General features: G+C 60.7%; 16 protein-coding genes. 8 read left to right on the top strand and 8 right to left on the bottom strand.

The annotated features are described in order from the left end of the window. Positions 1-30: 30 nt before the first annotated feature. Genes ILFOPFJJ_RS18235 through ILFOPFJJ_RS18220 form a run of 4 tightly spaced genes read left to right on the top strand, consistent with a single transcriptional unit; the run spans position 31 to position 3577 of the window. Positions 31-543: an A24 family peptidase gene (locus tag ILFOPFJJ_RS18235; protein WP_173511972.1), complete on the top strand. Its 513-nt coding sequence runs from the start codon at positions 31-33 to the stop codon at positions 541-543. Positions 544-585: 42 nt separating this feature from the next. Beyond that, positions 586-1377, top strand: a complete 792-nt coding sequence (cpaB, locus tag ILFOPFJJ_RS18230) for a Flp pilus assembly protein CpaB (RefSeq protein ID WP_173511971.1) — start codon at positions 586-588, stop codon at positions 1375-1377. Positions 1378-1403: 26 nt separating this feature from the next. Beyond that, positions 1404-3158, top strand: a complete 1755-nt coding sequence (locus ILFOPFJJ_RS18225) for a TadE/TadG family type IV pilus assembly protein (protein ID WP_173511970.1) — start codon at positions 1404-1406, stop codon at positions 3156-3158. Next, the gene (locus tag ILFOPFJJ_RS18220; protein WP_173511969.1) at positions 3155-3577 is read left to right on the top strand and encodes a TadE/TadG family type IV pilus assembly protein; all 423 of its coding nucleotides are present in this window, start codon (positions 3155-3157) and stop codon (positions 3575-3577) included. Before ILFOPFJJ_RS18225 ends, ILFOPFJJ_RS18220 begins: the two co-directional genes overlap by 4 nt. Here the strand turns inward: ILFOPFJJ_RS18220 and ILFOPFJJ_RS18215 are convergent. Then, positions 3524-4075, bottom strand: coding sequence for a pilus assembly protein N-terminal domain-containing protein (locus ILFOPFJJ_RS18215; RefSeq protein WP_173511968.1), 552 nt, complete (start codon positions 4073-4075; stop codon positions 3524-3526). The two genes, ILFOPFJJ_RS18220 and ILFOPFJJ_RS18215, sit on opposite strands and share 54 nt — an antisense overlap. Before the next feature lie 286 nt (positions 4076-4361). Here ILFOPFJJ_RS18215 and ILFOPFJJ_RS18210 point away from each other — a divergent pair, with 286 nt between their 5' ends. The 4 genes from ILFOPFJJ_RS18210 (at position 4362) to ILFOPFJJ_RS18195 (ending at position 8016) form a co-directional block, all read left to right on the top strand. Then, on the top strand, positions 4362-4523 hold the full coding sequence (locus ILFOPFJJ_RS18210; RefSeq protein WP_173511967.1) for a Flp family type IVb pilin: 162 nt from the start codon (positions 4362-4364) through the stop codon (positions 4521-4523). Positions 4524-4603: 80 nt separating this feature from the next. After that, positions 4604-6034, top strand: a complete 1431-nt coding sequence (locus tag ILFOPFJJ_RS18205) for a TadA family conjugal transfer-associated ATPase (RefSeq protein WP_173511966.1) — start codon at positions 4604-4606, stop codon at positions 6032-6034. Between the two features lie 3 nt (positions 6035-6037). Further along, positions 6038-7039, top strand: a complete 1002-nt coding sequence (locus tag ILFOPFJJ_RS18200) for a type II secretion system F family protein (RefSeq protein ID WP_173511965.1) — start codon at positions 6038-6040, stop codon at positions 7037-7039. Between the two features lie 8 nt (positions 7040-7047). Next, positions 7048-8016: a type II secretion system F family protein gene (locus ILFOPFJJ_RS18195; RefSeq protein WP_173511964.1), complete on the top strand. Its 969-nt coding sequence runs from the start codon at positions 7048-7050 to the stop codon at positions 8014-8016. 156 nt (positions 8017-8172) lie between these two features. Here the strand turns inward: ILFOPFJJ_RS18195 and ILFOPFJJ_RS18190 are convergent, their stop codons facing one another. From ILFOPFJJ_RS18190 to ILFOPFJJ_RS18160, 7 genes are all read right to left on the bottom strand, one after another. Beyond that, positions 8173-9204 carry a chemotaxis protein CheB gene (locus tag ILFOPFJJ_RS18190; protein WP_173511963.1) on the bottom strand — a complete coding sequence of 344 codons (1032 nt, stop codon included), beginning with the start codon at positions 9202-9204 and terminating at the stop codon, positions 8173-8175. An 8-nt stretch (positions 9205-9212) separates the two neighbouring features. Next, positions 9213-11339 (bottom strand): hybrid sensor histidine kinase/response regulator, encoded by a 2127-nt coding sequence (locus ILFOPFJJ_RS18185; protein WP_173511962.1) that lies wholly within the window; start codon positions 11337-11339, stop codon positions 9213-9215. A 1-nt stretch (position 11340) separates the two neighbouring features. Next, positions 11341-12966, bottom strand: coding sequence for a methyl-accepting chemotaxis protein (locus tag ILFOPFJJ_RS18180; RefSeq protein WP_173511961.1), 1626 nt, complete (start codon positions 12964-12966; stop codon positions 11341-11343). Beyond that, complete coding sequence (locus ILFOPFJJ_RS18175) at positions 12944-13609, bottom strand: chemotaxis protein CheW (protein WP_173511960.1); 666 nt, start codon at positions 13607-13609, stop codon at positions 12944-12946. The genes ILFOPFJJ_RS18180 and ILFOPFJJ_RS18175 overlap by 23 nt, the downstream gene beginning before the upstream one ends. Then, positions 13606-14970: a CheR family methyltransferase gene (locus ILFOPFJJ_RS18170; protein WP_173511959.1), complete on the bottom strand. Its 1365-nt coding sequence runs from the start codon at positions 14968-14970 to the stop codon at positions 13606-13608. The genes ILFOPFJJ_RS18175 and ILFOPFJJ_RS18170 overlap by 4 nt, the downstream gene beginning before the upstream one ends. Positions 14971-15159: 189 nt before the next feature. Further along, positions 15160-15843: a LuxR C-terminal-related transcriptional regulator gene (locus ILFOPFJJ_RS18165; RefSeq protein WP_173511958.1), complete on the bottom strand. Its 684-nt coding sequence runs from the start codon at positions 15841-15843 to the stop codon at positions 15160-15162. A 225-nt stretch (positions 15844-16068) separates the two neighbouring features. Further along, positions 16069-19281 (bottom strand): PAS domain S-box protein, encoded by a 3213-nt coding sequence (locus tag ILFOPFJJ_RS18160; protein WP_173511957.1) that lies wholly within the window; start codon positions 19279-19281, stop codon positions 16069-16071. Positions 19282-19581 lie beyond the last annotated feature (300 nt).

Raw genomic sequence — 19581 nt, 5'->3', positions numbered from 1 at the left:
CTTCCAATCGGCGCACGAAAGGCATCGAACATGATTTCGATATCCGCAGCTTGGCTCGCATTCATACTCTTTGCCGGGACAATGACCTATGCCGGCATCAAGGATGTCGCCACGATGACCATATCGAACCGCCTGGTGCTCGCACTGGCGGTTTCCTTTGCCGTTCTTGCGCCCGCCGCTGGCTTGGGCGTAGCCACGATCTCTTCGAGCATTCTCATAGGCTTCGGCGTACTGGTCTGTACCTTCGTGCTTTTCTCCCTCGGCTGGATCGGCGGCGGCGACGCAAAGCTCTTGCCCGTGGCCGTGCTCTGGCTTGGGCCCGATCTCGCGGTCGATTTCCTCCTCTACACGGCCGTGATCGGCGCGGCGCTGACGCTTGCGCTCCTTCAGTTCCGGCGCATGCCCCTGCCGGTGGTGTTGAAAAAGAACGCCTGCTCCGCGCGCCTGCACGCCCCTGAGACGGGCATTCCCTACGGGGCGGCGATGGCGCCGGCGGCGCTTCTGCTGCTGCCGCAAACCCAGTGGTTCTCCGCTCTTCTCTGAGGGCGCTACCAATCTTCCGTTGCTCGTTGAAAAGGTTTGGCCATGATCCGCTTCGCCATTCTCCTTCTTGCCCTCGCATCCGGCGGGGCTGCCTCCTGGCTGGCGCTGGGCGCGTCCGTTCACCCGGAGGTAGAGGTCATAACCGCTGAAGAGGCTCCCTCGAATGAGGTGCTGGTCGCGTCCGCGGAACTCAAACGCGGTGCGACGCTCGACGAGGGCCAGATGCGCTGGCAACCGTGGGAGGGGGATATCGCTCCCGTCTTCATCAGCCGCAGTTCAAGGCCGGACGCGATAACGGCGCTCAAGGGTTCGCTCGCCTTGAGCGACTTCGTGCCGGGAGAACCCATTCGCGAAGACAAACTCGCGCAGCGCGGCTCCGGTTTTCTGTCGAGCATGCTGCCTTCTGGGAAACGGGCGATCGCCGTTCGCGTGACGGCGGAGAGCACGGCCGGCGGTTTCATCCTGCCCGACGACCATGTCGACGTTATCCACACGGTCGCCCGGGCGGACTCCTCCGGCAAGGACGGAAAGGTAATCAGCCGAGCGATCCTTTCAAACATCCGCGTGCTCGCGGTCGATCAGACCATTTCGGAAGCCGCCGACGGCACTTCGGTGATCGGGAAAACCGCAACGCTCGAAGCGGATCCGGAACAGATCGCAACCATTGCGGCTGCGGAAGCCTCCGGCACGGTTTCGCTGGCCCTGCGCGCAGTGGCCGACAATCACGAAAGGCCCGCCGTCGAAACGGAAGAAAAGCGACCGGGCGTGGTGCGCATCATCAGCGGCGGGCGCGTGTCGATGGTCGAAGTCCCCTCCCGCTCCAACGGCAGTTGATCGGTTTTCATGAAAGTCTCGGACAAATGAACCAACTCGGCAAGCAAATCCAGGAAATGTCGCAGATAGTGGATGCTCCACCGCTTTTGCCCATCCCGAAAGTGGAGGTCGCCACCTTCTGTCGATCGGAGGAAGTGACGGAGGCGATCCGTACGGCGGCGATCGACCGTCGTATGGCGCGCGCCACGGTGACGATCAAGTCGGGTGGAATAAGGGAAGCGACAGCTCTTTATGGGGGCATCACCTCGCCGAACCTCGTCGTCGTGGAAAATGACGACGATGAGGTCCGGCTGATGGCGGCGCTGGAAGCCCTGGCAGTGGAGTGCGTTACCGGTACCAAGGTCATCGTCATCGGCCGCTCCAACGATGTCAGTCTGTATAAGAAGCTTCTGGACGCCGGCGTGAGTGACTACCTCGTAATGCCGTTCGAGCCGATGGATTTCGTCGCTGCCGTACACCGCTGCTTTCGCAGCTCCACGGAGGAAAAGCTGGGCCGGATCGTCGCCTTCGTCGGCGCCAAGGGAGGGACCGGATCCTCGACGCTTGCGCATAACGTGGCCTATGCCATGTCCAACCGCGTGGATGCCGATGTACTCCTCGCAGATCTCGACCTTCAGTCCGGAACACTCGGTCTCAATTTCGATATCGAAGTCGCGAACGGGATGTTGGATGTACTCGAAAGTCCGGATCGCCTCGACGACGTGCTTTTGCGGCGTCTGGCAGTGACCTACACGGATCGTCTGCACCTGCTTCCGGCGACCACGGACTTCAACAAGTTCTTCAGCCTGCGGGAAGACAACGTCGATCATCTGCTCGAGGTTGCGCGTTCGAGCTCATGGCACATCGTCTTGGACGTGCCGCACATCTGGACGCAGTGGACGCGGAAGATCCTGCTTGAGGCGGATGAAATCGTCATCACCGCAACGCCTGATCTTGCCAGCATGCGCAATGCCAAGAACCTTATCGACTTCCTGAAGAAGGCGCGGCCGAACGATCCGCCGCCGAGGCTTGTGTTGAACAAGCTCGGCACGGCCAAGCTTCCGGAAATCAAGCCGAAGGACTTCGTCGCTGCGGTCGGTCTGCAGGAGAGCGTTTCCATTGCCTTCAACCCGCACCTGTTCGGCGCCGCGGCGAACAATGGCAAGCTCGTCATCGAGCGGGCACCAACTTCCGAAGCGGGCCGTGCGATTGTTGCCCTGGCGTGGCGCGTTGGCGGGACGAGGGAGAGACGTACGCACCAGAAGGGTCTCAAGGCGTTGCTGCGGAACGTCTTCAAGCGCACAAAGCCGACAAAGCCGAAGGCCTCCTCAGCACTGCGCAAGAAAGTGGGTGAGTTTAAAGCGTCCGAGACGGGCGCCTCAGCGGTCGAATTTGCGCTGATCGCTCCGGTGCTCGCCCTTGCTCTTGTGGCGATGGCGGATCTCGGTTTTGCTATCTACGAACGGATGACGCTTGACCATGCCCTTCGCGCAGGCGCGCAGGCCGCCATGGCCGATCCCGGGGCGACACAGGTCTACAAGGTGATGCAGTCCACGCTCGCCAAGAGCGCAAACCTGGCCAATACCACCGTTGCGGCGGTGACGCGCTACTGCGCCTGCCCGGAAAATGCCGATGTCAAACCGGAGGCGGCGCCGGAATGCGGGAAGACACCCTGCGCGAACTCAGCGCCGGAGCTCATCTTTTATCGCCTGGATGCAGCAACCCTCTACCGGCCGATGTCTGCGCCGGAGGTGCTCCCGGATTTCGATCTCAATTCTTCGATCCAAGTGGAAGTCCGATGAAGCTGCAGCGCGGCATTCGATTTCTAGGGCGCAGCCAGTCGGGCGCGGCTGCGGTGGAGTTTGCGCTGGTCTGTCTCCCCTTGCTGCTGCTCATGCTAGGTGTTATCGAGTTCGGCCGTGCCTTTTACGTACGCAATGATCTCTCATATGCCGCCGATTTCGCGGCACGGAAGGTCTTGATTGGCCAAGTCGCCCGCGATGCGCCCGACGGCGAGGCGCAGCAGAAGCTGGAGAGCGCGGTGCGAGAGAGTTTCCAAGGCGGTGATCCGGCGCTGCTTCAGATCGTCACCGGCAAGGAATCGGTGGATGGGATCGATTTTCGCGTTCTATCGATTCGGTATCCCTTCACCTTCGTGCTGCCGGGATTATCGCAGAGTCCTTTCCACCTTCAGCTTTCGCGGCGCATTCCAATCGGGTGATCGTTCATTGCCTGTAGAATTGGCGTCTTCACCGGGCAGCGGCGCAGTGTTCTCAGTTTGCGGAATGGCTGCTTCGCCGGATTGAACCGGATCGCAGCGGTCCGTACAACTATATGTTGTCTTGCCCGTGCCCTCGTCGACGGTGACCAGGCGACCGCCTGCAGCCACTACGTCAAGGATGACGTTGGACACCTCCGCGCCGTCCGTGCCGATGACGATGAGGTTTGTCGAACCAGGCGTCCTGCCGGTCAGAATGACCGTCCTGTCGTCGCTGAGAGTCGCCTGTGCGATGGCCGGATTGCCGATAATGAGCGTGCTCGCGGGCCGCGCGAGCAGGAGCGTTCGCGCGAAATCGACGACCACCCTGATGACGCCCTCGGTCTGGCGGGTTGGCTGCAATGTGATGGCTGCTGGGGGGAGATTCTCCGCTGCCTGCGCCGCTCCGAGGTTAGCCCATATCGCGACCGCTAGAACAAGCCATCCGGCACCGGTGCGCATTGCAATCACTCCCACTGGTTACTCGCGATATCTCAACGGATGGATGTGCCATCCGTTCCAATAAGTCTGGCAAAGCATGGAAGTAGTGCAACGCCGACGATTGGACTAGGCCAACCGGCCGAGCCGCTTGCGGACTCCCATCGGCCATCAGGCTGAATGGATCATGAGGGTTAACAAAGTCTATATGTGTGCCACACAGCAAGCGGGGAACGAGGCAGAACCCGGCCCGGCCTGTGATGCCGAACGTGGCGTCGGCGCAACCTCAACCCACTTGAAGGATCCACACATGAAGAATCTTGTCACTCGCCTTTTCCGCAACGAGTCCGGAGCGACCGCCATCGAATACAGCTTGATCGCCGGTTTGATCGCAGTTGCTCTCATCACTGGTGCGACGACCCTTGGCGGAAAGATCGATACCATGTTCACGACCATCTCGGGCAAGCTGTAATCGGCGAGAGCAGCTTATCTAAGAGGATGGCGGAGACACGCGCCTCCGCCATCTCCCCCCAACGCTCAAGGCATGGTGCTATGTTCGGTAAGAAATCATGCTCGGGGGAAAAGGTCGATGAAACGGCCGTCGAGGCAGAGACCGCGCGCGAACCACAAGCTGGGGCGGCGCCGATCCAAGTTCCGAAGCCGGTCGTCCATTCCGCAGCTGCCAAGGCCGAAAAGGCCGAGCAATATTACAGCCTGAAAAAAGAAATCTTTAGCGCACTGATCGCCACCATCGACGTCGCCGCACTCTCCAACATGGAAGGCGAGCAGGCGCGCAACGAAATCGGCGCGATCATCAACGACATCGTTGCGGCCAAGAAGGCCGGGATTTCCTTGGCCGAGCAGAACGAGCTGCTCAGTGACATCTGCAACGACATTCTGGGCTACGGCCCGCTGGAACCCCTGCTCGCACGCGACGACATCGCCGATATCATGGTGAATGGCGCGAGCCACGTCTTTATTGAGGTCGGCGGCAAGGTGCAGGAAACCGGTGTCCGCTTCCGCGACAACGAACAGCTCCTCAACATCTGCCAGCGCATCGTCAGCCAGGTCGGCCGGCGCGTGGATGAATCGAGCCCGATCTGCGACGCGCGTCTCGCAGATGGCTCGCGCGTCAACGTCATCGCGCCCCCGCTCGCCATCGACGGCCCGTCGCTGACGATCCGCAAGTTCAAGAAAGAGAAGCTGAAGCTCGACCAATTGGTGCGCTTCGGCTCGATCTCGCCGGAAGGTGCCGAGATCCTGAAGATCATCGGCCGCGTCCGCTGCAACGTGCTCATATCCGGCGGCACCGGCTCCGGCAAGACAACGCTTCTGAACTGCCTCACCGGCTACATCGACCCCGGCGAACGCATCATCACCTGCGAAGACGCGGCCGAGCTACAATTGCAGCAACCGCACGTCGTGCGGCTCGAGACGCGCCCGCCTAACATCGAAGGACAGGGTGAAATCACCATGCGCGCACTCGTCAAGAACTGCCTGCGCATGCGGCCTGAAAGGATCATCGTCGGCGAAGTGCGCGGGCCGGAGGCCTTCGACCTGCTGCAGGCGATGAACACCGGCCATGATGGCTCGATGGGCACGCTCCATGCCAACTCGCCGCGCGAAGCGATCTCGCGCATCGAGGCAATGATCACCATGGGCGGGCATTCGCTGCCGGCCAAGGCAATTCGGGAGATGCTCGTCTCGTCGGTCGACGTGATCGTGCAGGCTGCACGTCTTCGCGACGGCTCTCGCCGGATCACGCACATCACCGAAGTACTCGGTATGGAGGGCGATGTGGTTACGACCCAGGACCTCTTCGTTTACGACATTCAGGGTGAGGACGAGAAGGGCAATCTCATCGGACGACATCGTTCGACGGGCATCGGTCGCCCGGCATTCTGGGACCGCGCCCGTTACTATGGCGAAGAGGCGCGGCTTGCCGCCGCACTCGATGCTGCGGAAATGAAGGTGGCTGCGTAAGAGATGCTGACTTCCCTGCTGTTTCCCGCGTTTGTCTTTCTCTTGGCTTCCACCAGCATCGGCGGCGTGATGATAGCCGTCTTCTATCCGCGAGTGGTCAAGGCAAGCGTCTATCGCCAAAGGTTCGAGCGCATCGCGGCCGTGGCGGAGCGCAAGCAGAGCGAACGGGCGGAAGAGGATGGCCGGGATCGCCGACGGTCGGTCGAAAAGACGCTGCGCGAAATCGACGCGAAGCACAAGGCGAATGCGCGCAGGAGCCGCAAGCCGTCGCTCGCCGGCAGGATCCGCCAGGCCGGCCTCCACTGGTCGACCAGAACCTATTTCCTCGCTTGCGCCGGTGTCGCCCTTACGACCTGGAGCATAATGGTTCCGCTGGGCCTTGGGCCGTTGGTAGCGGTCGGCTTCGCCATCGCCGGCGGCTTGCTGCTGCCGCATGCGTATGTGAGCAAGAAGCGCAAATCGCGGTTCGCCCGCTTCGCTGCCGAGTTCCCGAATGCGGTCGATGTCATCGTCCGAGGACTCAAGGCGGGCCTGCCAATGGGCGATTGCCTGAGGGTGATTGCGGCAGAAGCGCAGGAACCGGTCAAAAGCGAGTTCGTCTCCATCGCGCAGGACCAGACGCTGGGCATCCCCGTTGACGAGGCCGTGGAGCGTATGTGTGAACGCATGCCGCTACCGGAAGCAAATTTCTTCGCCATCGTAATCGCCATTCAAAGCCGCACCGGCGGCAGCCTTTCCGAGGCACTCGGCAATCTTTCGAAGGTGCTGCGGGAGCGCAAGAAAATGAAAAGCAAGATCAAAGCGATGAGCGCCGAAGCAAAATCCTCCGCCGGCATCATCGGTGTTCTGCCGTTTTTCGTCGCCGGTGCCGTGTATCTGACCAGCCCGGACTACATGATGCTTTTAGTCACGACGCTGACCGGAAAGCTCGTGCTTGTCGGCTGTGGACTTTGGATGGGCATCGGCATTCTCGTCATGCGCAGAATGATCAACTTCGACTTCTGAGAACCGACATGAGCCTCGTTGTCTATATCCCCGACCCGGAGCAGTTGTCCGTCTTGATGGCCGGCCTTTCCGCCTTTTCCGCGGTCATCGTCGTTTCCTGGCCCTATGTCTTTCGCAACACCCTGGCCGATCGAATGAGAAGGGTGGAAGGCGAGCGCGAACGTATCCGCCAGCGCGAGCGGGCGCGATTGGAGGCCGGGCAGAGCAAGGTTTCGCTGCGCGCAGAACCCAAGCGCCTCTTTCAGGCGATAGTCGACCGTTTCAATCTTGCCAAGCAGGCGGAGGATGGCGAAATCGTCCGCAGATTGAGTATGGCAGGCTATCGCGGTCATGCTCCGGTGACGACCTTCCTTGCCGTGCGGTTGATTGCGCCGGTGGTGATGTTCATTGCCGCTCTGCTCTATCTCCTCTTCATCATCCGGCCGGAGGCGCCGTTGATACTGGTTGTGGCGATGGCTGCCGGAATCGGATCGTTCGGTTACTTCGCCCCTGCGATCTTCATCAGGAACAGAACCACCAAGCGGCAGCAGGCGATCAGTCGATCATGGCCGGAGGCGCTGGACCTCCTGTTGATCACCGTCGAATCCGGCATGGGCATCGAAAGCGCCTTTCGGAAAGTGGGCGAGGAGATCGGCGCGCAGTCGCCGGAGATCGCGGAGGAAGTCCTACTCACCACTGCGGAGCTGTCCTACCTGCAGGACCGACGGCAGGCCTTCGAGAATCTGGGGCAGAGAACCGGCGTTGAGGGTGTGCGCGCCGTCGTGACCAGCCTTATCCAGGCAGAAAAATACGGCACGCCCCTCGGTCAAGCGCTCCGCGTGATGGCACAAGAGAACCGTGACATGCGCATGAGCGAGGCGGAAAAACGGGCAGCCGCTCTTCCGCCGAAGCTTACCGTGCCGATGATCATCTTCTTCCTGCCTGTGCTCTTCGCGGTCATCATCACGCCGGCCGCCATCCAAATCATGAGCATGTAGGGGGCGATGAATGATGCGGGCGGGCGGGCGCGAAAGGCACTCCCTGCTGTTGCCCTTCGCGATCCGGAATCGCTCCAACGCAGGAATCGGGGGTGGCGACGGCGACGGCGCTGAGCGGAGGTTCGGCGCCCACTGCATGATTTCTTAATCAAAGAATCATGCAGTAGCGAGAGCGGTGATCTTCGCGGCTATGTCTTCAACCGGCAGCACGAAGTCGACGAGGCCGGCACTAATCGCCGATTTCGGCATTCCGAAGACGATCGAGCTCTTCTCGTCCTGAGCAATTACCTTTCCGCCCGCCACGCGCAGCGCCCGAAGGCCCTCGGTGCCGTCATCGCCCATCCCCGTCAGGATGACCGCGAGAGACTCGCCATTGAAAGCGCGAGCAATTGAACCGAAGAGATATGATCCGGAGGGCTTGAATCCCTGGATGGGATCCTCGTCTACGACGCGCAGGCGCAACTTCCCGGAGACGCCGAGCTGATGGCCATCCGGAGCAAGGTAAACCGTCCCGGGCCTCAGTCGTTCGCCATTCGCTCCGACCTTCACCTTGAGCGCGACCGTCGCATCGAGAGATGCGGCAACGCCATCGATGAAGCCATTCGACATATGCTGCACGACGAGAATGGGTGCGGGAAAATCCTTGGGGAGACCCCTCAATATAGAACGGATCGCGGCGGGTCCGCCGGTAGAGGCGGCGATCCCCACGATCGCGATCCGAGTGTGAGCCGCGGTCTCGGGTGCCTCTTTGACCCGGTGATCACCACGGGTTTTCTTGCGCCACTGGCGAACGACCTTGACCTGTGCCATGGCCTTGATAGTCGACAGGAACTTGTCGAAAGCCGCTTGCTCGAGAGACGTGCCGGATGCGGTCGGCGCCGGGATAACCGCGAGCGCGCCCGCCTCGAGTGCGCGCGCGGACATCCCTCCCAATTGCGAACCGTCCTGATATGACACCATCACCACGGGCGTCGGCACGGCGATCATTATCTCCCTGACGGTTTCGGCGGTGTCATCGCCGCGGAGTTCCACTACGATGATGTCCGGCAAATGTTCACCGGTTAGCCTCACTGCGTCCTTGCCGCTTCTTGCGACGCCCACGAGCTTTACGGCAGCGTCGGTTCCGGCCGCCTTTTTGAAAAGTTGTTCAAGGGCAGGTGTCGATGTCGTAAGTAGAATACGTGTCATCCTCGTCCTCACACAACCCGGCGCATCGTCTCCAGGAAGTGCTGCGCATCGAACTGGTCCTTTCTCAGATAGGCGTTAGCGCCGGCGCGCAGCCCCCGGACTTTGTCTTCAAGCGTTCCCCGGCCCGTCACAAGGACGACGGGCGTATCGGCGAAACGTTCCGATTGACGAATGGCCTCGGTGAGTTCGAAGCCGTTCATGGACGGCATGTCGACGTCCGCGACAACCACGTCGGCGCCGCGGTCACGAAGCTGGTCGAACGCTTCCTTGCCATTGCTTGCCGTGACGACATCGTAGCCCGCGCCCTCGAGGATGAGTTTCACCAACGTCCGTATATATTTTGAATCGTCGACGACAAGCACCTTGCGACGCACTGTCGGAATCGGCTGGGGCACGCGTGCGCCGTCTGGTAATCGCGCCTCGGCGGCAGCCTCCGCGAGCGCGGCGACGTTCAGGAGAAGGGCGATATGCCCGTCAGGCATTACTGTGCCAGCGCTATAACGACGAACTTTCGCGAGCCGCGGTCCGAGTGGACGGGCAAGAAGTTCCTGCTCACCGGCAACGGCATCGACGAGTACCGCGATCGGCCCGCCCGGGGCGTCGACGATTATGGCCGGCATGGCCTGCCGGATATCGCCTCTGCCCAGCTGCACTCCTAGCCAAGTGGCCAGATCCACAAACGGTATTGGGCCTATCGGCGTCCTGACGATGCACCTGTGTCCAGACATGGCGAAGTCTTGCGCATGAATGCGTATCACCCGCTGGACAGAAGCCGTGTCAATCGTGAGCACATGCTTCCCTGCAATGACCTCCAGTGTGCGAACCGTCGCTAATGTCAGGGGGAGCGTGAGGGTGAAGGCGGCGCCTCCCGTCGGCACTTGGGATATCTCCGCTGTGCCACGCAGCGTTTCGACATTTCGCTTGACGATGTCGAGACCTATTCCACGCCCCGATAGGTTTGTGACCGTCGCCGACGTCGATACGCCCGGCTCGAATACACGCCGCAGGAGTTGCGCTTCGTCTTTCACCTCTTCCAACGCTTCGCCCGCCGCCTTGCTGAGCAGGGCTACATCAAGGCCGCGGCCGTCATCCTCGACACGCACCTCCATCCGGTCTCCGGAGATGGCGGCCGTAATCAGGACTTTGCCCTTCTCCGGTTTTCCTGCTGCCCGGCGTTCCTCCGGCCGCTGGATGCCATGCGCGACTGCATTGCGCACGAGATGCCGAAGTGAATCCTGAAGCCCCGAAAGGATTGAGCGATCGATCTCGATCTCTCCACCTTTGATTTCCAACTCTGCCAATTTGCCCGACGCGGACGCCACGTCCCGCACGACACGGTCGAACCCCTTGCAGGCCTCTGCAAAGGGCTGTGTGCGCGCGTGCCGCACTTCGTGGTCAAGCGCTGTCGCGGTACTGTGCATCACTCTCATGTCCTGGCGCAGCGATGTCGCAAGCTGGCGCAGTCCGATCTCGATGCTAGCCGCCAGCGTGGCGAACTCGGTGCCGACCCCACGCAGTTTCCGCGCCTGCTCCCGCAGCAAGGACGCCTCCTCGGCGTGGCGGCGTATAATCGCGTTGAAGGACAGCAATTCGCCGCTCCTGTAGAGAAGGGTATCCAGTCGGTCGGCGGAGACGCGCATCGAGCCGTCGGTATCGCTGGCGCGAACCGGCACCTTCAATCCCCCCGAAGGCGGTCCCAACTTCGGCTTGCCGCCGCGGTGATCCGCCCTTCTCGCTATGGCAGCCTTCAGCGCATCGACGACGCTCTCGCCGTGCGCCGGCGGAAGCGTCTCGCCGCTCTCTAAGAGCAGGGCCGCGTCCCTGATTGCGTCTGCGGCCGTCAGCAGCAGGTCCAGTTTAGATTTTTCGAGCACGAGCTGCTCATTCACGGTGATGGAGAGGACCTCTTCCATCCAGTGACAGATCGCTTCCACTCCCCGCACCTGAAGCAACCCGGCGGCTCCCTTAAGGCTATGCGCCATCCTTAACAGCTGCTCCTGCAGGCGGAGTTTCTCATCAGCCTCCCCGGTATCCTCGATTGCGAGCAAAGCCTGCTCTATGTCGGTCGCACGCTCCCCCACCTCCTCGGTGAACATGTGCAGCAGTCCACGGTCGAATTCTTCGGATTTCGTCATATCAATTGCCATGGTAAGCGAGCATTTCATTCAGCCTCGAGCCTAGCTCGTTGAGATCTTTCGCGGCCTCCTCCGCTTGCCGGATCGCCGAGAGATTCTGGCTGCTCGTCTGCTCGATGTAATGCATTGCGTCGTGAATATGCTTCATGCCCGCTTTTTGCTGGCCCGCGGAAGCGGCGATCTGCGCGACCGAACGCGCGGAATCGGCAACGATCGACTCGAGCTGCCGGATCGTTTCGCCTGCTTCGTTCACCGTCTCAAGGGCGCGGCTGACACTCTTCGTCCCATCCTCGGCGCCAATAACCGCCGCGTTTGTCGCTTTCTGGATCTCCATCAGTATTCGACGGACCCGCGTTGTCGCGGATTTCGATTCGTCGGCAAGTGTCCTGATCTCACTGGCAACGACACTAAAGCCCTTGCCGTGCTCGCCTGCACGTGAAGCCTCTATGGCAGCGTTCAGCGCCAATAGGTTGGTCTGGTCTGCGATTTCGGCGACGACCGAGACGATCTCGCCGATTTCCAAGCTGTTTTCTGCCAAGGAAAGAATGTCTCCGGCAATCGCTTCCGTGCGCGCGCTAACCGTATTCATTACGTGCACGGTGTCATCGAGCGCTCTGCGGCCCTCATTGCTGATCTTGACGGCCTGGTCGTAGGAGAAAGCAACCTGTTGCGCGCGCTGCGCTGCCTGTTCCGACGTCTGCAGCACCTCATCGACGCTCGTAACTGTCTGGGCGACGGCCGACGATTGCTCACGCATGCCTTCGACCTGTTGCGTGGTTCCGGCGAGGATCTCGGCGGCGGACGACGAAAGGTGTTGCGCCGTTTCCGAGATCATGGCGAGCAGCTCTTCAAGTCTCTCCCTGCTGCCTCGCTCGTTGTCGATCATTCCGGCGAGCCTTGCGGTCATTGTATTGAAGGAGGCGCCGAGAACCGCGAGCTCGTCGTTACCCTCTACGGAGGCCTTCTGCTCCAGGTCACCGGCGCTGACCTTTTCCGCCACGCCGGCGAGCGCGCGGGTGCGCCGGACGAGTCGACGCGCGACCCGGAGCACGTGAAGGAGCAGGAGAACGGCGAGAGCGGAAAAACCAAGTTGCAGCAATTGAGAGCGTTGGAGCCGGGCGACTCCCGCCTGCTCGATCTGGTCGATCAATTCGTCCACTCGGGTGGCAAAAGTCTTGATCTTTGGATCGAGCTCATCCAGCGCGGCGTGATCGATCGGCGCATTGGCGATTGCGCTTTCCAGAGCGGGCCTCACCTGCTCCAGCCATTGTTGGCGGGCTTGTTCAAGCTGCGTGCGGGCGGCGGGATCGGTCGTTGCCTCCAGCCCGAGCCTTCCGTCGCCATCGACCAGGCTCGCAAGCAGCCGCTCGTTGCGATTCATCAGGCCACGCAGTTCATCGGCAGCAGCGGCCCGAGCGGCCCCCTCCGCCCTTTCCATGCGCCCGGCCGCATAGACCATCTGGTAGGCAACACGTTCCTTGCCCAACGAGGACGTCGCGGCAAGATCGGCCCGCACCCGTTCCAGGGCAATAAAGCTGGACCCGACGAGCAGCGCCGAAGCGGCCACGAACAGCAGCATTGCCAACCCCAACGCGCCATAGAGGCTATTTGCCAATCGGGGGCTCATGGATCTCGGTCCTTTCCGTTTCGTTGCTCGCGATGACCCGCTCGTCCTCAAGAAAGAATTGGCGGTCGTTCAACAGAAGGTCGCCGTCCAGAATGACCGCGCCCGCTTTTGTCGTCGCGCAATGCCAGGCGTTATCCCCGAGATCGGCTTCCGCCCCTCCGATTTCCTCCAGAGGGAGCGTCAATACTTCGGGCGCAGTATCAGATAGGATCAAGAATTCCGGCTGTGTTTGGCCGCATACGATCATCCAGTTATTGGTGGTGCGGGTCCCACGCGGGAGATCGAGCAGTCCGCATAGGTCGAAGACGGGAAGCAAATGGCCGCGTAAATCGTAGACGCCACAGGCATGCGGGGGCATTCCGGGGAGCGGACTGACGCGTGCCTTCGAAACGATTTCGCAGACGTATCGGATCTCCAATGCAAGCCGGCGATTCGATAGCATGAAGGTCACAAGGCCGACTGCCTGCTCTTCGCTCCGTCCGGGCAACGCATCACCGGCCAGGTGCGGCGACTGCCGCTCGTATTGCTCATCCTGTTGTGCCGCTCCCAAAAGCACTTCCGTCTGTTCTATCGCTGCTGCCATCCGCCTTCTGACGGCGGTCCAGTCGACCGGACGGGCGGCGGGCCGAAAAGGTGTCGTCATAGGCCCTCGCTTCCCAAGTGCCACCGAATTTTACCGATCTCTCGCCTTGCGCGCTCCGCGAGATGTCCAGCCGTCGCCCCAGACATCAGGACGACGCGTTCGCGCTGCGGACGAGAGAGGCAAAACAGGAGCGCGTTTTCGAGGGCACGTAGGGCCGCTTGCGGATCGCTGTCCTTGAGACAGACACCGAGAAAGAACTGCGCGGCAGCCAGATCGCTATCCAGATATATCACCCGTCGCAGCGCCGCTGCAGCCGCGTCGGTCTCTCCGTGGGTCATCTGGGAGAGTCCTTGGAGAAAATGCAGTTCCGCTGAGAGCGGGTGACTTTCAACGGCCTGCGCAGCGAGGCGTGCGGCGTCGCGGGTCTCACCCATATCAGAACGCGAGCGGATTTGTCGGGCAATCGCCTTGACGGCGTTGTCGCCGAGCGTTTTTCGCGCATCGGCGACGCAAGCACGAGCGGGCGGGACGCGCGCGAGAGGGTTCTTGGTTTGGCATTGAACAGAGGTGACGCGTGAGATCGACCGTTTCGAAGTGTCTGAATGAGCCATCATGCGCCGATAGATCACACCGGCGGGCGTGATCGACGTTTCGAAAGGGGCGTATTGCCACAAGGGCGGATCGGTCGGAGCAGTCAACAACCAACCGCCATCAGAAAGGCAGGCGAATAGCTGGCGCGCAATCCGGCGCACTGCGATTGCATCGAGATAGACGAGGACGTTGCGGCAAAGGATCAAATCGAAGTCAGCCAAGTTCCTTTCGGGCGCCGGAAGCTCATCTGTACCAAGGTTCAGTTGAGTGAACTCGACCTGCCGGCGCAGACGTTCGTGCAGTCGAAAACGTGCTTCGCAAGAGGTGAAGTAGCGTTTCCTCAGCCTGTGATCCGTATTCCTCAAGGACCATTCGCCATACTCGGCGGCCTTCGCGGTGACGAGCGCCCTTCTGGAGATGTCCGCAGCGCTTATTCGAACATTCTCCAAAAGACCTTCCTCGTCACAGAGAATGGCAAGGGAGTAGGGCTCCTCACCCGTTGCACAGCCAAGGCTCCAGATCCGGACGGGAGAGCCGTCGGACCGCCGTCGCTGCAATTCTGGAAGCATTGTCTGCCGTATAAGCTGGAATTGAGCTGGATTTCGAAAGAAATGCGTTTCGCTGACCGTCATCGCTGCGATCGCATCATCGGTCAAATCCTCGTCCAGCCCCAGCCGGTCGAGAAACGACCGGCTGTCGCCAATCCCACGCTGCACCATGAGCCGGGCGATCGCCGAAGCGATGGCCCCTTTCCTGGACGCTGGAAAGCTCAGACCGACCCTGTGGGCTGCCTGTTCAGCGAGATTTGGTGACGGCGCGCCACCTGTCACGGAACGCTCCCCTTCCCTTTTGCCGGGCAAGCGTGAAGCGGGGGTCGGGATAAGTTGGCTGTCGAAGCAGGCTGGCGCATTTGGTTCCACATTCATTTCCGTTGCTGTCGTCACTATGCCCTGGCATGCATTTGCGCTACTCGTCCGGATGGCTTAGACGACGGCCTATCCGACCGGACTATGTCGACCCTAGCTTTCGGTCATGGGTAACAGCCGCGCCCCTGCGGCTGCCGCCTCCTGGCGGTTTCTTACCCGCAGACTACGGAAGAGTGCTGCCATGTGGATCTTCACGGTTCCCTCGCCGAGTTTCAGCTTGCGGGCGATTTCCTTGTTCGAGAATCCCTGCACAAGGAGCAGGAGGACCTCGCGCTGCCTCGGGGTGAGGAGTTCGATTGTGCGATGGCTGCGTCCGTCCTGATGTCCGCGCGTGGTTTGGGGCATCTCTGCTTCCTCGGAGGGAGAGGCGCGGCCCGCTATAGACGGGGGTACGTAAACGGCGCCGTTCAGGATCGCCCCGATTGCCTCGGCAACATCGCTCGCCCCGAGGCCTTTTGGCACATAGCCGTTTATCCCCGCAGTGAGAGCAGACAAGATGTCCGACCGGCGCGACGATGCCGAGACGACGACGACCTTTAGATCGGGGTGGATGTCGCGCACGGCCGCGAGGCTGACCACGCTTTTCATGCCGGGCATCGCCAAATCGAACAACGCCAGCGATATGTCCTCGCGCTCGCTGAGCCGTTCAATCGCTTCGTCAAGCGATCCGGTTTCGATAATCTCGGTGAAGTGCAATTTGCTCTTCAAGATGAAGCCAAGCGCAATTCGGAAGAATTCATCGTCATCGGCAATAAGTGCGACGCGTGAGGCATTCATTACGCTTTCCTCGCCGGTTGTCTGGCGCTTGCGGGCCATCAATTCGGCTCGCTGGCCGGTCTGCAACTAACGATCGTCTCAGCGAATGCGTTCCCGTCATTGCGTATCAATGCGCGGTAGTATGCAGATTGTGCCACACACGCCAGGCGACGTGTAGCGCCAATGCTGCTGCTATGATCGACGCCGCTTCGCAAAATCGGTCTGAAACGCATGACGCGCCAACAGTTACAAAGGGTTTTCAATCAACTTCGACACTTCCGATGCCGGCAGGGGTCGCGAGAAGATGTAACCCTGAGCCTCATGGAACCCTTCCGCATTCACGATCGCCAATTGGTCCTCTGTTTCAATGCCCTCGATCGTCGTCGTCATGCCCAGGCTATGTCCGAGGCCGGCGACGGCTCTGACGATCGCGAGAGATTCTTTGCCGTGGGGCAAGTCGCGGACGAAGGCTTGGTCCACTTTGATTTTGTCGAAAGGGAAACTTCTCAGGTAACCGAGGGATGAGTAGCCTGTTCCGAAGTCGTCCATCGCGATTTTCACACCGAGGCCACGCAACTCCAGCAGCAGTTGGCGATTGTGTTCGCTCTCGTCCAGCAAGACCGACTCCGTTATCTCCAATTGCAAGCGGGCGGGATCGAGACGAGAGGCCGAGAGCGCATCGGCCACTGCCTTCACGAGATTCCGATGCTTGAACTGGACCGGTGAGAGGTTGACAGCAATACTGATATGTTCCGGCCAGGACGCGGCCTGGCGACAGGCTTGATCAAGAATCCACTTGCCGATCGGCACGATCAGTCCCGTTTCTTCAGCAGTGGGGATGAAGTCGGAGGGTGCGATCATACCTCTTTCGGGACTGCGCCACCGTAAAAGCGCTTCGCAGCCTGTTACGCGCCGCGATTTCAGGCTTATCAGCGGCTGATAATGCAGCTCGAATTCGTTCCTTTCTAATGCGCCTTTGAGCGCGATCTTGACCTGCTGGTGCGCCTGCAACTCCGCATGCATGGCCGCATCGAAGCGCTTGTAAGTGCCGCGCCCGCTTGACTTTGCGTTGTAGAGGGCGATGTCGGCGGCCTTGATCAATTCATCCGCGGAAGTCCCATCGTCCGGCGCAAAAGCAATGCCGACGCTCGCCCCGACAGTGGCGCTAACGCTTTCTATGGTGAACGGTTCGCAGAGTGTGTCGATAACCCGCTGGGCGAGGCGAAACGCCCCGTCATGGGTCCGTGCCAAGCGGTGTATAATCGCGAATTCGTCACCCCCGAGGCGTGCGACGATGTCCGTGGCTCTCACGGATTGGGTGAGTCGCGCCGACACCTGGCGCAACAAAGCGTCGCCAGCGGGATGGCCAAGCGTATCGTTTATCGCCTTGAACCCGTCAAGGTCCAGGCACAGCACAGCCATGCGGCCGGCGGCACTCTTCTCGCTAAGGGCCCGATCGAAGCATTCACGGAAGAACATCCGGTTTGCAAGCCCGGTCAGCATGTCGTGCCTGGCCAAGTGGGCCATCTGCTTCTGGGCGAGCAACTTGTCCTCCTCGGCCCGGCGACGCTCCGTTATGTCTCGGCAGAAAACAGAAATGCCGTCTTGCGCTGGAGAAGCAACTGCCTCGATCCATCGATCGAGGGATGGCAAGTAATCCTCGAAGAAGGACCGGACACGGCGGTCCATGATCTCCTGGCAGTGTTTGCCAAAGTTCCCCTTCCGTTCTCTCGGGAACAACTTCCAAATGACCTTCCCCAGCGCCTCGTCACCGATCCGCAAGAGCGTCTTGGCGTTCTCGTTCAAATAACGGACACGCCACTGGGCATCGAGGAGCATAACGCTGTCCATGGTGCTTTCGAGAACCGAGGAAAGCTGGTCAGCCGCGGCTTCGGCTCTCCTCTGCGCGCGGCTGATTTCCTCGCTGGCGCGCTTCGCATCGGTGATGTCGCGCCAGATCGAAAGCATCCTGATAGGCTTTCCTTCGCGCCCCATGATCGGGGCTGAGATCACGTCCATGCATCTTTCTTCGTCCTTGACCCGTACGCTGATCTCGAAGCGAGCCGTCTCGCCCGCTCTGACCTTTTCCCAGCCCGCCTGTACCGTTTGTGCGTCGGAAGCGTTGCCCACGACGTCCCACGTCGTTTTTGTAAGCGGAGCCCCTTCCGCCAGACCGAAGATGCGCCGGCCAGACTTGTTCATTAGCAACGGCCGCCCTTCCAGATCGAGCACGCGCACACAGTCGGGACTGCTGTCGAAAATACTTCTGATGAACGCCTGCGCTTCCTGTTGAGCGATCTCAGCGGCTCGACGTTCCGTGATGTCGAGAACCGACCCTACATAACCGAGAAAGGCTCCATCGGCGGAAAAGCGGGGCTGACCGACATCTATCACCCACGCCCAGCTTCCATCGGCCCGCCGCAACCGGTACTCGCTGCGGACAGCCTCTTTTCCTGCGGCCGCGCTGAAAAATGCTCGCTGCACTTTTTCCCGGTCATCGGGGTGGATCACATCCACCCAGCCGAAACCGAGCGCTTCGGCTTCCGTTTGGCCGGTGGTCTCCAACCACAAGCGATTAAAAAAACTGGTGTCGCCCGTTGGGTCGGCCACCCAGATCATCACCGGGGCGTCGTCAGCGATTGCCCGAAACCGTGCCTCGCTTTCACGCAAAGCATCAATGGCGCGTCGCCTTTCGTCGATATCCTCCAGGAGGCCGTACCAGCGCACGATTTCTCCAATGCTGCTACGCTTGGCGACTGCGCGGGCTCGAAACCAGCGATGACGACCAGTTGCGGTCAAAAGCCGGTATTCGATATTGAGCGGTTCGCCGCTCGTAAGAGAGCGTTGCCATTGCGCATGGACCATGGCGGCGTCCTGCGGATGCACGGCTTTTGCCCATCCACGTCCGAGCGTCGCTCCCTCATGCAATCCGGTAAATTCGGTCCATCGCGGGCCTACCTCTAACACCTCCCCCCTTGCGTCAGCCGTCCAAGGAACCTGGGGGTGCAAGTCTACGAGAGACCGATAATGCTCCTCACTGGCGCGCAGCGTTGCTTCGGTCTTACGCAGATGTGTAATGTCCATGATGGCGGCGACCAGGAATCTCTCTTCCGTCGCGCCGACCGGTATGCGCACGCAGCGTTTCTTCGTCAGCAGCGTCCGCGTGGCGCCATCCGGTGTCGTGATTTGCTCTTCGAGTTGGCAGTCCTGGCCGGTCGAGAGGACGGCTCTGTCAAGCGCGACAATCCCATCGGCTTCCTCACTTGGCAAAAAATCATAGTCGGTTCGTCCGATGAGCTCGTCGCGAGTTTTGCCGAGAAGCGCACAGGCTTCGCTGTTTATGAAAACAAATCGCGACGCCTCGTCTTTGACGATCACCGGTTCGGCAATGCCATCGACAAGATACTGAAAGAAGTCATAGGACTTCCTCGGCGAACGTTCGGGAACCGGAGCGTTCATACCACTACCCTTGGACTGGGTGGCAACAGGCCCATATAGCAGCAGTCGAGCCCCCGCCAGATCATACAACCTAGACTAACTCATTTCGATGCAACTGGTTCCCCTCGCTTCCGCTATGGCGGCTTATGAACCATCGGTCCTGGCGATTTCGACCAGGGCCTGTCCAACGACCGATCGATTTCTTGGCCCACGAGCGTTTTGCGCCTCCCGAAACGAAGGGTGCGCGAGCGTGAGAAGGCCGCCTTGGCAAGCGATCTGGTAGGCAGCGACGTGAAGCACCACCTTGCGAAAAACAGTCAG

The organism is Sinorhizobium psoraleae (genome assembly GCF_013283645.1).
Lineage (GTDB): Bacteria > Pseudomonadota > Alphaproteobacteria > Rhizobiales > Rhizobiaceae > Sinorhizobium > Sinorhizobium psoraleae.
Note: the sequence above shows the minus strand (reverse complement) of the source record. Positions and strands in the feature narration are given on the sequence as shown.